Here is a 13121-nt window from a genome sequence, read left to right on the forward strand (position 1 = left end):
GTCCGTTCTCAATGATTTCGAGGCATTAGGAGATCCCCCGGCAGGCGTGCACCTCGCCGCCGTGTCACCATTAACGTAATGCATCACACGCTCGTGATTTCCGACATCCACCTCTGCGAAGTGGAGCCGGGGACCGGTCCGTGGATGCGTCATCGGCAGCGAGCTTTCCTGCCGGACGGCGAGATCGCGAGCATGCTCGGCGCGGTCCTCGAGGCGGTCCGAGGTCAGCGGATGACGCTCGTTTTGAACGGGGACGTCTTCGACTTCGACGCGCCACGCGTGATCGACGGCCGCAGCGTCTGTCACGATCTGCCACGCGACGCCGAGCACGGCGTGCCCGCGATCGCGGCGATCCTCGACGATCACCCGATCGTCGTCGAGGCGCTCGGGCGCGTGCTCGACGAGGGGCACGAGATCGTGGTCGTGTCGGGCAACCACGACGTCCTGCTCACGCTGCCCGAGGTCCGCGCGCACCTCGCGGCCCGCCTCTGCGACGCCGCGCTCGCCGTGCAGAGAGGCGAGCCGAGCACGAGCGGGCGCGCGTCCATCGCGGCGCGGATCCACTTCCGCGCCTGGATACACGTCACGCCCGATCGGATCCTGATCGAGCACGGCCACCTCTACGATCCCTACTGCAGCTACCGCTACCCGATGGCGCCCTACGACGACGACGGGCGCGAGATCGTGGCCACGATGGGATCGATGGGGACGCGGCTGCTCGTCTCGCGCCTCGGCTACTTCAACCCGCACGACGACAGCTCCGTCATGCTGTCGAAGCTCGGCTATCTCCTGCACTGGGCGCGTTACTACCTCCTCTCGCGCCGCTGGCTCGCGATGATCTGGGCGCTCGGGACCGCGCGGATCCTCGGCCGCCTCTGGCGCCAGCGAAGGCCCTTCTGCCGCGCGCGTTACCGCGGCAACGTGCTCGCCTGCGCCCGCGAGACGGGCGAGCGCGTCGCCGCCGTCGCGCGCCACGCCCGCCTCTTCGAGCCGCCCGCCGAGTCGCGCTTCGTGCGCGTCGTGCGCGAGCTCTGGGTCGATCACGTGCTCGTGGTCCTCGTCGGCGCGGCGATCGGCGCCGCGATCCTCGCGTCCGTGCGCCTGCCCCTCGGCCTCGCCGGCGCGCTCGTGCCGCTGCTCGTCTTCGGCCTCTACGATCGCGTCGTCCCCAAGCCTCCGCTCGCCGAGACGTGGCTCCGCGTCGGCCGCGTGATGCGCAACGTCGCCAAGATCCACGGCGCGCGCGCCGTCGTCTTCGGCCACACGCACAACCCCGAGGGCGCGTGGGAGGCGGACGACGTCTTCATCGGCAACAGCGGCTCCTGGTCCGCGGCCACCTCCGGCCCCGACGGCGCCCCGTGCTTCGGCGAGCACCCCTTCGTCTGGCTCACGAGCGACGAGCAGGGCGAGCTCTCGGGCGGCCTCTACGCCTGGAAGCGCGGCGTGATCGAGCCACGCGTCGTGCGCGAGCCGCGGATCGAAGCGCCGCCGCACAGCGAGGCCGTGCCGCGCAGCGAGACCTCCGCCGGCGACGACGCGCGCGCGGTCTAGGCCTGCGCCCGCTCGTCGTCGATGCGGCTCGTCGGGACGAACATCGACAGGATCACGCCCGGGATCGAGGCCGCGAACGCGAGCAGGAAGAACGTCATGAACCCGACGCGCTGGGCGACGAGGCCGCTCACCGTGCCCGCGCCCGTCGTGATCAGGGACATGAGCGCGCTGCCGATCGCGAAGTGCGACGCCCGGTACGCCGCCCCGCAGCGCCGCATGAGGAAGATCATGAACGCGGCCGATCCCGTGTAGGCCACGAACTGCTCCACGAGCACCACGCCGAAGATCACCCAGAACCCCGGCCGCGCCCACGCGAGCCACGCGTAGAGCGGGATCGCCGCGCTCTGGAGGATCGTGATCGGCAGGAGCGTCCGCTCGAGCCCGAGCCGCGAGACCACGACGCCGCCCAGCACCGAGCCCGCGATCGACACCGCCGTCCCCCACGTGCTCAAGAACCCGCGCTGCGTGAGGTCGAGGCCGAGGTCCTTCAGGAACGGCGCGGACATCGCGAACATGAGCGCGTCGCCCGCGCGGAACGTGAGGATGAACGCGAGCACGAGCCCGACCTTCGGCTGGCGCAGGTACGTGGCGAACGCCTGGCCGTACGAGGAGCCAGCGCGTGGAGGTTGCCCCGGCCGCGGCAAGAAGAGCGCGTGCCCGACGCCGAGCAGGAGCATCATCGCGGCCGCCGTGAGGAACGCCCAGCGCCAGCCGCCCGCGAGGCCCGCGAGCATGACGAGCCCGCCCTTGCCGACCAGCATCGCGCCCCGGAACGCCGCCACGCGTAGCCCCGAGTACGCCGCTTGCCGCTCCTTCGGCAGCGCGTCGAGGTAGAAGCCGTCCACCGCGATGTCCTGCGTCGCGGCGAAGATCGACACGGCGATGAGCCCCCACGCCACCACGCCGAGGTCCCCGCGATCGGCCGGCGCCGCGAGCGCGAGCACCACGAGCCCGAGCGCGATCTGCGTCGCGACGACCCAGCCCCGCCGCTTGCCGTACATGTCGACGAACGGGCTCCAGAGGAACTTCGTGTTCCACGCGAGGCCGTAGAGCGACGTGTACCCGACCGCCGCGAGGCTCGCGCCGAAGTGCGTGAAGAGCTCCGCGCTCACCTGATGGACGATCGAATAAGGCAGCCCCTCGCCGAAGTACGTCGTGGCGACCCACGGCGCCTCGCGGACCGGGCTCACCGCGGGCTTGTCCTCGCTCGCCTCGCCACGTGGTTCGTCCGGCGCCGCGTTCTTCGGAGGCGCATAGACCTCTTCGAGGGAAGGCTCTTTCGAGGCCACCGCGCGGGCCGTCGCTCGTTCGACGCGTGACACGTTGCAGAGTCCCCTACACCAGAAAACCACGGCGGGCCCACTTCTGGCCGACGCGCCGCGGAAATACCGGGGGCCTCGTTCAGAAGGTAGCGGTCCTCGGCCATCTCGTTTAAACGTGGAGACGACATGTCGAGGCTCTGCCGGCGCCGCTCTGGGGCCACGGATTCCGTGATGAGGGAAGCGCGGTGAACGTCTACACCCGACGCGAGGAGATGCGCTGGACCATCGTCGCGCTGACCGTGCTCGTGCTCTCGTTCGGAGGCGCGGTCGTGCGGCTCGTGACGGCCGAAGGGAGGCTCATCCCGGACCCGGCCGCGATCGCCGCCGCGAAGGCCGCGGACACGAAGGCGCAGCAAGCGAAGGCCTGCGAGACCGCCGCCGATCGCCTGAACACGGAGATCCCGGTGTTCAAGGCCTCCGCGAAGGCCGCGCGCCTCGCCGCCACGGCCACGCCGAGCGCCGCGCCGGTGAAAGGCAAAAAACCGCCGCCGCCGAAGGAGAAGGAGCCCGACGTCGAGCTCGCGTGGCCCGCGGCGCTCCCGGCCTACAAGCAGGTCAAGCTGCTCGCGCCGTGTCGCCCGCTCGTCGAGAGCGTCGCGCAGAACCCCGACGCGGCGAAGGGCTGGGACGCCGTCGCGACCGCGGCCGCCGTGACCGTCGGCGAGGACTACAAGTCGCAGGTCGAGGCCGCGCGCAAGCTGCTCGCCGCGCTCGCCGAGGCGCCGACCGACAAGGTGCTCGCGTCGGCGAAGGCCGCCGAGGCAGCGCTCCAGAAGGCCGCCGAGGCCGAGGAGGCGAAGGCCAGGACCGCGCAGGTGCGCGAGCCGCTCCCGAAGGGCCTGCTCTCGCGCGAGCTCGCCGTCGGCCTCGGCGTGCTCATCGGCGTGCTCACGCTGCTCGCGAGCTTCCTCAGCGTACGCGCGGCGGCCCAGCGGCGCCTCGCGACGTTGCTCCCGCTGCGCGAGGCCGCGAAGACGGGCAACTCCGGCATGCAAGCCGCGGCGCTGCTCACGCTCGCCTCGCAGCACAACGGCGGCGAGCCCGGGCTCGTCATCGGCGCTGGGCTCGGCGGCCTCATCGCGGCGATCGTGTTCCCGACCGACGCCGACATCTTCGTCGCGGGCGTGATGGTCGGCCTCCTGCTCGGCCTCGGCCTGCAGTGGGCCGTGCGTATGTTCGAGGGCCTCTCGAACTGGCGCAAGCGCGCCACCGAGCTCGCCGACATCGAGAAGCCCGCCGTGCCCATCGTGCTCGTCCTCTCCACGGTGCACCTCGGCCGCGAGCCCGAGTTCTGGGCCTTCTTCAGCAGGCTCTCCGCGCAGGAGCAGGCCGCGACGGTCGCCCAGCTCGCCTCCCAGGCCGAGGAGCAGATCCTCGCCGCCGCCGACGCCGGCGCGGCCCAACCCTACCCGCAGCAGGCGATGGTCCAGGGTTACCCCGGCGGCGGCATGCCCCCTGGCGGCGGATATCCCCCGGGCGGGATGCCTCCGGGTGGTGGGGGTGGGTTTCCCCCCGGTGGTGGTTTTCCCCCGGGCGGCGGCTACCCCGGCCGCTGACTTTTTTCACGAGCTCGCCCGTCCGCGGCAATAAAGTAGCCTTTTCCCCGTATCCATGGGAGGAGGCAACGACCCGGATGCGCTTCTTTTCCCTTTCCTCGAAGAGCCTCTACCGCATCGGCGCGCTCGTCTCGCTCGTCGGGGCGAGCCTCCTCGTCGGGTCCGTGCCCGCGGCGGCCGAGGACGAGGCCAAGGACAACAAGCCCGCGGTCCACGTCGCGCCCAAGGCCGAGCGTGCCGGCGCCGAGGCGGCCAAGGTCACGGAGAAGAAGTCGAGCGCGCCTTCCAAGAAGCGCCGCGGCGGCATCCACCCCTGCATGACGCCCGACCCGGGCTTCGGCATCTACGACCGCTGGTCGAACGAGCCCTCGGTCGGCCAGATGATCGCGCCACACAAGGGCGGCATCACGAAGAGCGGCGCCTTCGACCTCGTCGTCCACTTCCACGGCCACGAGCCGATCCGCAAGGAGTTCGTCAAGAGCGCCAAGGGCGCGGTGCTCGTCGGCATCGACCTCGGCATCGGCTCGGGCGCGTACGCGCAAGGCTTCGCCGCGCCGAACACCTTCACGAACCTCATCGCCAGCGTCGAGGCGGCGATGGCGAAGAAGACGGGCAAGAAGAAGGCGCACGTCCGCAAGCTCGCGCTCTCGGCCTGGAGCGCGGGGTACGGCGCGATCGAGCAGATCCTCCGCCAGCCGGCGGGCAAACGCGTCGACGCGGTCGTCCTGCTCGACTCGCTGCACACCGGGTATGTCGACGAGCGTTCGAAGGCGCTCAAGACCAATCAGATCGACGTCTTCGTGGATTTCGCCAGGCGGGCCGCGAAGAAGCAGAAGTTCATGTTCATGAGCCACTCGTCGATCGTCCCGCCCGGCTACGCGTCGACGACGGAGGTCGCGAGTTACGTCATCGGCGCGCTCAAGGGCAAGCCCCGGAAGGCCAAGCGCGCGGACGTGCTCGGGCTCGACCTCATCCGCCGTTACGACAGGGGTCATTTTCACGTCCGCGGTTACACCGGCGACGACAAGCCCGATCACTGCGCGCACATCGGCCTGATGGCCGATATCGTGCGTGTCCACCTCGAGCCCCGCTGGAAGACTCCGCGCGGGAAGAAGTGATCTCGCGCTTCGAGCGCCCCGCGTAATCGAATCGCCACCTCCGCGAAGGCCATTTCGCAGGCATTTTCATGCGTTTCGGCTGTCGCGAAGTTCTTGACGTTTCGACGCAATCCCGTAACGGATGATCACATGGGTGGCATTGGCGTCGTTCTGAACCCTCGCTCCCGACAGAACCGTCGTGACCCGGCCGCGGCCTCGCGGCTGGCACGGACGCTCGGCGATCGAGGCGTCGTTCGCACCGCGCGGACGCGGGAGGACCTCGCGCGGATCGCGGAGGATTTCCGGAAACTCAAGATCGACGTCCTCGGGATCTCCGGCGGAGACGGCACGAATCACATCACGCTGACCGGGTTCCTCGAGGTCTACAGCGACGAGCCGCTCCCGCCGATCGCGTTCCTGCGCGGCGGGACGATGAACACGGTCGCGAACGCCGTGGGCGTGCCCCGCGGCAAGCCCGACGGCCTGCTCGCGGCGCTGATCGCCCGCTACAACGAGCGCGGAAAAGCGCCGCTCCGGGTGGTCGAGCGCAACACGATGCGTATCGACGACCATTACGGCTTCATCTTCGGCACGGGCGCGATCCACGGATACATGGCCGAGTACTACCGGCACCCCGAGCCGAACCCCGTCCACGCCGCGCGTGTGCTCTACGAGGCCAGCAAGGACGTCCTGCTCGGGCGCAAGACGCCGGTCGCCGAGCGCTGGGAGGGCACCGCCTTGCTCTCCGGCGGCGTGCGTTTGCCCATGCGGGATTACCTCTGCATCGCGGCGGGCACGGTCGACCAGATCGGCCTCGGCTTCCGGCCCTTCTACCGCTCGGGGCACGTCCCCGGGCGGTTCCACATCCTGGGCATCCACACGACCGCGCTCGGGTTCGTCAAGAAGCTGCCCGACGTCTGGCAAGCGCGCTCGATGGGCGAGGAGCACACGTACGACCACCTCGCAGAGCACGCGATCCTGGAGGCACGCTCGGGCGTGGTGCGGTACGTGCTCGACGGCGACCTGCACGAGCATCGTGGGCCGCTCGAGATGCGCGTGGGGCCACGCGTGAAGATCGTGGTGGAGCACAAGGCCGGCATCCGGCCGCCGGGCGGGAGCACCTTCACCTTCCCCCCGCCCTGGATCCAGCCTGGCAATTCGTGAGCGTTACGCCTCGGGCATCTCCGAGGCGTCCAGCCGCACCGTGACGAACGTCCCGTAGCTCATCACGGTCAGCGACTCGTGATCCACGATCATCACGCGCACGGAGCGCGCGGGCGCGGCGGAGCGGAGATCCTCGTACGGGTCGAACGGCGCGTCCTCCGCGGGAGGAAGCGCCGATCGCAGGAAGGCGTGGACTTTGTCGCGGTGCCCGATGAGCACGCACGTGCCCACGGGCTCCTCGTCCTGGAAAAACAGCTCGTGCGCGGAGACGTCGACGACGAGGACGGCCACGTCCACCACGTCGACCCCGCTCGTCACGCAGATCTGCTCGATCCGCGCGCAGACCGCGTTTTCCACGCTCCTAAACAGCGCGATCCGCCGGCGCTGGCCCTCCGTCAGCGAGGCTTCGGCGAGGAAGTTCGAAAGGCTCGCCGGGATCTCCGATTGCGCGGTGTCCTTGTTCTTGGCGTCCCCCATGATGCGATACCGCGAGGACTCCGCCGTGGGACGGGCCCGCCGCGCCTCCTTGCAGGGGCTTCCATGCACGAGCGTCGCCAACGCCCGTTTTCCGCCAAGAAGGAATGTGCCGGGCGGGAACGGGGCAGAGCGGTCGCGTTCGTCCGCCCTGCCTGCTCCCGTCCTGCGCGTCAGGGTGCGGCCCCGAGCGCCGCTTTCGTCTCCGTTTGGATCACGAGCTGCTGACCCGCCGGCTGCCCCGGTGATTTCAAGAGCGACTGCATCACGAGGGCGATCTGCCCCCGATCGGGCATGAACTTGGTGTCCCCCACCTCGATCTCGCCCTTGCCCCGCGACTCGAAGCGATCGAGCGAGACCGACACGTCCTTCGGCAAACCCGGCAGGCCAAGCGTCGTGTTCGTCGCGTATTGCCTGACCTCGAGGGACAAGGTGGCCCGCTTGCCGTCGAGCTTCTCCACCTTCGCCACGCGATACCGCAGCACATCCACGCCCGACGAGCGCGCCCGGTCCGTCACCATCCAGTACGCGCCGACCCCGATCGGCTTCTCGGGCAAAGGCACCGTCGCCGCGAGCACCGCGTCAGCCAGCGAGCTCACCATGAGCTCGATCATCGCGTTCGACTCCTTGGGGTACTCGACCACGAGATCCGTCGCGGTCCCCGAGGGCCCGAGCCGATACCGGATCACGCTGTCCTTGATGTTCTTGAGCTCCGCCGGCAGGTCGCCGCGGATGGGCTTCACGGCCGCGAGCTTCACCACCACGGGTTGTCCTGCCGGGGCCGCTCCGGCCGCCGGGTCGGATTTTTTCTTGTCGTCCTTCGACTTCTCGGCCTTGAAGGCGAGGTCGACGATGACCGGCGGCAGACCCGTTTGCGCCGCGCGCACCTGGAGCAGGAGCGTCGTCTTGCGCTCGTCGCCGCCGGCGAACGCGTACGAGAGCGGGACCTTCGGATCAGCACCCTCGCCGAAGAGCTCGAGCTTGGGCGCGGCGTTCGGCGCGTGGGCGGCGTCGGCCGCGGCGGGCTCGAAGATGCCGGTCTCGGGCGGGCCGCCGGCGCCTCCGTCCTTCGGGCCAGCGTCCTGCACGGGCGGCGCCTGGGCGGCCTGGGCGAGTGCCTCGCCGAGCTTGCCGCCGACGACCGGCCCGGTCTGGGCGTCCGCCCCCGCGTCCGTGACGGGCGCCGCGGGCTTCTTCTCTTCCTGACACCCGATCGTGGAGAGGGAGAGCACGAGGCCGAGCGCGATCAAGCTCGCGCCTCGGGCTTCGTTCACACGTAGAGCCATGGCGCACGATGTATCTCGTTTTCGCGAGGGTGTCAGGTCCGACCGGGCCGAACCGCACACGGGGATGCGACGAGGCGCCGCGGGCCGCATGTCCTGTCGCGCGCCGGTGTCACGCGAGCCGGCGCCGGAGGAGGGAGCATGCTGACGATCACGTCCACCGCGTTCACGCCGCACGGCGAGATCCCGAAGGAGCACACCTGCGAGGGCGACGATCGACCGCCGCCGCTCGCCTTCGCGTCGGTGCCGCCGGGCACGCAGAGCTTGGCGCTGATCGTGGATGATCCGGACGCGCCGGATCCACGCGCGCCGAAGCGGACGTGGGTGCACTGGGTCGTCTACAACCTGCCGCCGACGACGCCGGGCCTGCCCGCGGGCGCGGCGCTGCCTCCGGGCGCGCGCGTGGGGAACAACGACTGGGGGCGCGACGCGTACGGCGGCCCGTGCCCGCCGATCGGGCGACACCGCTACTTCCACAAGCTCTACGCGCTCGACGTGATGTTGCCGGATCTCGGGGCGCCGACGAAGGCCGAGCTCGAGCGGGCCATGGAAGGGCACGTGCTCGAACACGCGGAGCTCGTGGGCACGTACGAAAAGACCGGCGACTAGCGGCCGATTCGTGTCACTTGCGGCTGGCCGCGATGGCCTGGATGTCCTTCAGGAGCTCGAGCGGGCGGAAGGGCTTGGCGTAAAACGCGGTCGCGCCGGCGTCCTTCACGCGCTGGCGCGACTCGGGGTCGTCCATCGCGCTGATCACGAAGATGGGCAGCTCCTTCGTCGCCTCGTGCGCCCGGAGGCGCGCGCAGACCTCGAAGCCGTCGAGCGCGCCGGGGAGCATGAGGTCGAGCAGCAGGATGTCGAACCGCTCGGTCGAGGCGAGCTCCACGGCCTTGGCGCCCGTGGCGACGCCCACCACCTCGTGACCGCTCGAACCGACCAGCGTTTCGATCATCCGGCGGATGGCGTCCTGATCTTCGCAGACGAGCACTCGCATGTTTTCACTCGCTCCGGCCCCGAAGGGTCCGTTCGTCCCTTCTACATCGAGACCCGGGTGCGGGCCAGATCGAGGCGCTTCGATCGCCGCTCGGCCTCGCCCGAACGCGGGCCCGGGGTATTGTCGGAAGGGTCACCTGCCCCCAAGCCTACGTCCATGCCCATCCTGTACGAAGACAAGCACGTCGTGTGCGACGACGATGCGCTCACCATCAAGCGATACCACTTCCCCCTCGGCAGCAAGCGGATCCCGTACGCCGACATCCGGCGCGTGGACGACACGCCGATGGGCATGCTCACGGGCAAGCTGCGCATCTGGGGCATGGGCCCCGCGCCCATCTGGTTCCACCTCGACATGGATCGGCCAGGCAAGGATCGATGCATCCTGATCGACCGGGGCGGATTCATGAAGATCGCGCTCACGCCGGACGATCACGAGTCCGTGCTCGCCCTCTTGCGGGAGCGCGCGGGTCGATCGCGGGACGCGTGATGACGTTACCGATCGAGCCGTCGCTCTCCGAGATCTGCGCGCGCGTCGCCGAGCGACGCCGGCTCGTGCTGGAGGCGCCGCCGGGCGCGGGCAAGACGACACGCGTGCCGCGCGCGCTCTTCGAGGCGGGGCTCGGGGGTTCGGGGGAGATCCTGGTGCTCGAGCCGAGGCGCCTCGCCGCGCGGATGGCGGCCCGGCGCGTCGCCGAGGAGATGGGCCAGAGGCTCGGCGAGACCGTGGGCTGCACGATGCGCTTCGAGAACGTCGCGAGCCCCGCGACGCGCATCCGCTTCGTGACCGAGGGCGTGCTCACGCGCAGGCTCGTGCGGGATCCGAAGCTCGAGGGCGTGTCGGTCGTCGTGATCGACGAGTTCCACGAGCGGCACCTCACCGCCGACGTCTCGCTCGCGCTCCTCGCCCGCCTCGCGCGGGGCGCGCGCCCGGATCTCGGGATCGTCGTCATGTCGGCGACGCTGGAGGCGGATCCCGTGGCGACCTTCCTCGACGCGCCGATCGTGCGATCGATGGGGCGGATGTTCGACGTCGAGATCGAGCACCTCGAGCGCGCGGACGACAGGCCCCTCGAAGCGCAGGTCGCCTCCGCGGTGCGGCGCCTCGTGCGCGAGGGCCTCGACGGCGACGTGCTCGTGTTCTTGCCGGGCGCCGCGGAGATCCGCAGGGCGATGGAGGCGGTGCGCCCGATCGCGGAGGCGGAGAAGCTCCTCGTGCTGCCGCTGCACGGCATGCTTTCGCCGAAGGAGCAGGACCTCGCGGTTCGTCCGGCCGATCGGCGCAAGATCATCCTCTCGACGAACGTGGCCGAGTCGAGCGTGACGATCGACGGCGTGGTCGCGGTGATCGACAGCGGCCTCGCGCGCGTGGCGTCGTACGCGCCGTGGTCGGGGTTGCCGACGCTCAAGGTCGCCAAGATCGCGCGGGCTTCGGCGGCGCAACGCGCGGGGCGCGCGGGAAGGACGCGGCCCGGCCGGTGCCTACGGCTCTTCACGCGGGGCGATCTGCTCGCGCGTCCCGAGCACGACGCGCCCGAGATCCAGCGCGTCGATCTCGCCGAGACGATCCTCGAGCTCCACGCGTCGGGCGTCCGATCGATCGACGAGCTCTCGTTCCTCGATCCGCCGCCGCGCGCCGCCGTCACGGCGGCCGAGGAGCTGCTCCGGAGGCTCGGCGCGATCGACGACGCGCGACGGATCACGCCCCTCGGTCGGCGCATGCAGCACTTCCCCTTGCACCCGCGGCAGGCGCGCTTGCTCGTGGAGGCGGAGGCGCGTGGCGTCGCCGAGGAGGGCGCCATGCTCGCGGCGCTCGTCGGGGAGCGCGACGTGACGAGCGGCGGCGCGTCGGGGCGGCAAGGCGCGCGAGAGACGCATCGATCGGATCTGCTGCACATGCTCGACCGCCTCGAGGAGGTCCTGCTCGAACCACACACGACCGAGCAGGCGCGCAGGATGGGCCTCGATCCGGCGCGCTGCGACGCGGTGGATCGCGCGTTCAAGCAGCTCTCCCGGTTCATCGACGCGCGGAAGGCGAGGCGGCCCGAGAGCGCGCTCGATCGCGAACGAGCGCTCCTCATCGCCACGCTCGCGGGTTACCCCGATCGCGTGGGCCGCGTGCGCAGGCCCGAGACGGCGACGGGGCGGAGCGGCCGCGAGATCGTGTTCGCCACGGGAGGCTCCGCGGTGCTCGCCGAGTCGAGCGTGCTCGGCGCGGAGGAGTACGTGGTCGCGGTCGACGTGGAGGAACGGACGGAGGGCACGAGGGGCCGCGTCGTCGTGCGCGCCGCGAGCGCGGTGGAGGCCGACTGGCTGCTCGATCTCTTCACCGACGCGATCACCGACACCACCGACGTGCGGTGGAACGCGGCGCAGGAGCGCGTGGAGGTCACGCGCAGGCTCGCGTACGAGGGCCTCGTGCTGGAGGAGTCGCGCGTCGCAGCCACGGATCCCGCTTCGCTCGATCGCATCGGACAAACCCTCGCGGACGCGGCCTGCGCTCGAGGCTACCGCGCGTTCGTCCGCGGCGACGGCCTCGACACGTGGCTCGCGCGGGTCGCGTTCGTCCGGACGCATTGCCCCGAGGTGGGCCTGCCCGAGCTCGACGAGGCGGCGATCGTGGAGACGCTGCGCGCGCTCTGCGTGGGCCGGCAGAATTTTTCCGAGCTCCGGGAGGCTGATCTCGGCGCGGCCCTCGCCTCACGCCTCACGCCCGAGCAGGCGCGTCGTGTGGCCGAGTGGGCGCCCGAGACGATGCAGTTACAGGGCGGGCGGCGGCTGCGGCTCGAGTATGGCCCTGACGGCACGGTCTCGGCGGCCTCGCGCCTGCAGGATTTTTTCGGGTTGGCTGAGGGCCCCCGCGTGGCGCGGGGCCGGGTGGCGGTCGTGCTCCACCTCTGCGCGCCGAACCAGCGTCCGGTCCAGGTGACCACGGATCTCGCGGGCTTCTGGGAGCGGCACTACCCGGCCATCGCGCGGGAGCTCCGGCGGCGGTACCCGAAACATGCCTGGCCGGACGATCCTCGGCATGCGGCGCCGCCTCCTCCCAGGGGTATGCGCCCTTCGTGAAACGTCCGCGTGCACGTTCGCGATGGAAACCCTCCACTCGTGCTTGACATGCCCGGCCTCTTCCGCCACTTTCCGCTGCCCCGAGCGACGGGTCCCGCGCGCGACGCGCGAAATGCCTGCTGAGGACGTCATGGCGAAGAGCGACATCACTGGGAAACGGAAGCTTCTGGCGCAGAACGTCTCCCACTCGAACATCAAGACCAAGCGCTGGCAGAACGTGAACATCCAGACGCGCAAGCTCTGGGTTCCGGAGCTCAAGCGCTACGTCACGCTGAGCCTCACGACGCGCGACATCCGCAACATCGACAAGCTCGGCGTCGTCGCGTACGCGAAGCGGTACGGCATCACGCTCTAGGCTTGTCCTGGGGCTCGTCGCCGCGCCGTAAAACGAGGCAAAGCTGGCACGGGAACGCGCCTCCATTCGGGGGCGCGTCTGCTTTTTGTCTCGGCGAACTGGGGAGCCCGTGCTCCATCCGCCTTGGCATCGACCGCATCGCGGTCGATGCGTTGCTTGACGATGGGGCTGCGCTCGGCAAGCCGAGCTACGCCCCAAACCCCCGGTCCAGGCCGTGCCTGGTCCGGGGTGCAGGGGGCGGACAGCCCCCTGCTGGG

12 protein-coding genes are annotated in these 13121 nt (G+C 70.4%); 8 read left to right on the plus strand and 4 right to left on the minus strand.

Annotated features, from left to right (window positions below):
- Nucleotides 1-93: 93 nt before the first annotated feature.
- On the plus strand, nucleotides 94-1551 hold the full coding sequence (locus GF068_RS03865) for a metallophosphoesterase family protein (RefSeq protein ID WP_153817900.1): 1458 nt from the start codon (nucleotides 94-96) through the stop codon (nucleotides 1549-1551).
- Here the strand turns inward: GF068_RS03865 and GF068_RS03870 are convergent.
- The gene (locus tag GF068_RS03870; RefSeq protein ID WP_206079389.1) at nucleotides 1548-2873 is read right to left on the minus strand and encodes an MFS transporter; all 1326 of its coding nucleotides are present in this window, start codon (nucleotides 2871-2873) and stop codon (nucleotides 1548-1550) included. The two genes, GF068_RS03865 and GF068_RS03870, sit on opposite strands and share 4 nt — an antisense overlap.
- A gap of 185 nt (nucleotides 2874-3058) precedes the next feature.
- On the opposite strand from GF068_RS03870, the gene GF068_RS03875 reads away from it, so the two are divergent.
- The 3 genes from GF068_RS03875 (at nucleotide 3059) to GF068_RS03885 (ending at nucleotide 6690) form a co-directional block, all read left to right on the plus strand.
- Nucleotides 3059-4429 (plus strand): hypothetical protein, encoded by a 1371-nt coding sequence (locus GF068_RS03875; RefSeq protein WP_206079390.1) that lies wholly within the window; start codon nucleotides 3059-3061, stop codon nucleotides 4427-4429.
- Nucleotides 4430-4506: 77 nt separating this feature from the next.
- Nucleotides 4507-5547, plus strand: coding sequence for a hypothetical protein (locus GF068_RS03880; protein WP_153817901.1), 1041 nt, complete (start codon nucleotides 4507-4509; stop codon nucleotides 5545-5547).
- Between the two features lie 129 nt (nucleotides 5548-5676).
- Entirely contained in the window at nucleotides 5677-6690 is a 1014-nt protein-coding gene (locus GF068_RS03885; protein WP_153817902.1) for a diacylglycerol/lipid kinase family protein, read from the plus strand.
- Nucleotides 6691-6693: 3 nt separating this feature from the next.
- Here the strand turns inward: GF068_RS03885 and GF068_RS03890 are convergent, their stop codons facing one another.
- Both GF068_RS03890 and GF068_RS03895 read right to left on the minus strand, forming a co-directional pair.
- On the minus strand, nucleotides 6694-7248 hold the full coding sequence (locus GF068_RS03890) for a hypothetical protein (protein ID WP_240806586.1): 555 nt from the start codon (nucleotides 7246-7248) through the stop codon (nucleotides 6694-6696).
- An 89-nt stretch (nucleotides 7249-7337) separates the two neighbouring features.
- Entirely contained in the window at nucleotides 7338-8438 is a 1101-nt protein-coding gene (locus tag GF068_RS03895) for a hypothetical protein (RefSeq protein WP_153817903.1), read from the minus strand.
- A gap of 150 nt (nucleotides 8439-8588) precedes the next feature.
- Between GF068_RS03895 and GF068_RS03900 the strand changes: the two genes are divergently transcribed.
- Nucleotides 8589-9056 carry a YbhB/YbcL family Raf kinase inhibitor-like protein gene (locus GF068_RS03900; protein WP_153817904.1) on the plus strand — a complete coding sequence of 156 codons (468 nt, stop codon included), beginning with the start codon at nucleotides 8589-8591 and terminating at the stop codon, nucleotides 9054-9056.
- Between the two features lie 13 nt (nucleotides 9057-9069).
- Here GF068_RS03900 and GF068_RS03905 read toward each other — a convergent pair whose 3' ends face one another.
- The gene (locus tag GF068_RS03905; RefSeq protein ID WP_153817905.1) at nucleotides 9070-9441 is read right to left on the minus strand and encodes a response regulator; all 372 of its coding nucleotides are present in this window, start codon (nucleotides 9439-9441) and stop codon (nucleotides 9070-9072) included.
- A 156-nt stretch (nucleotides 9442-9597) separates the two neighbouring features.
- Between GF068_RS03905 and GF068_RS03910 the strand changes: the two genes are divergently transcribed.
- From GF068_RS03910 to rpmB, 3 genes are all read left to right on the plus strand, one after another.
- Nucleotides 9598-9930 carry a PH domain-containing protein gene (locus tag GF068_RS03910; protein ID WP_153817906.1) on the plus strand — a complete coding sequence of 111 codons (333 nt, stop codon included), beginning with the start codon at nucleotides 9598-9600 and terminating at the stop codon, nucleotides 9928-9930.
- The gene (hrpB, locus tag GF068_RS03915) at nucleotides 9930-12509 is read left to right on the plus strand and encodes an ATP-dependent helicase HrpB (protein ID WP_153817907.1); all 2580 of its coding nucleotides are present in this window, start codon (nucleotides 9930-9932) and stop codon (nucleotides 12507-12509) included. Before GF068_RS03910 ends, hrpB begins: the two co-directional genes overlap by 1 nt.
- A 130-nt stretch (nucleotides 12510-12639) precedes the next feature.
- Nucleotides 12640-12864, plus strand: coding sequence for a 50S ribosomal protein L28 (rpmB, locus tag GF068_RS03920; protein WP_153817908.1), 225 nt, complete (start codon nucleotides 12640-12642; stop codon nucleotides 12862-12864).
- Nucleotides 12865-13121: the final 257 nt, after the last annotated feature.

Origin of the sequence: Polyangium spumosum (genome assembly GCF_009649845.1) — a bacterium.
In the GTDB taxonomy this organism is placed as follows: Bacteria; Myxococcota_A; Polyangia; order Polyangiales; family Polyangiaceae; genus Polyangium; species Polyangium spumosum.

Coding starts and splice junctions, on each gene's coding strand:
- GF068_RS03885 (WP_153817902.1), top strand. CDS start 5,677: ATGGGTGGCATTGGCGTCGTTCTGAACCCTCGCTCCCGACAGAACCGT.
- GF068_RS03910 (WP_153817906.1), top strand. CDS start 9,598: ATGCCCATCCTGTACGAAGACAAGCACGTCGTGTGCGACGACGATGCG.
- GF068_RS03900 (WP_153817904.1), top strand. CDS start 8,589: ATGCTGACGATCACGTCCACCGCGTTCACGCCGCACGGCGAGATCCCG.
- rpmB (WP_153817908.1), top strand. CDS start 12,640: ATGGCGAAGAGCGACATCACTGGGAAACGGAAGCTTCTGGCGCAGAAC.
- GF068_RS03905 (WP_153817905.1), bottom strand. CDS start 9,441: ATGCGAGTGCTCGTCTGCGAAGATCAGGACGCCATCCGCCGGATGATC.
- GF068_RS03880 (WP_153817901.1), top strand. CDS start 4,507: ATGCGCTTCTTTTCCCTTTCCTCGAAGAGCCTCTACCGCATCGGCGCG.
- hrpB (WP_153817907.1), top strand. CDS start 9,930: ATGACGTTACCGATCGAGCCGTCGCTCTCCGAGATCTGCGCGCGCGTC.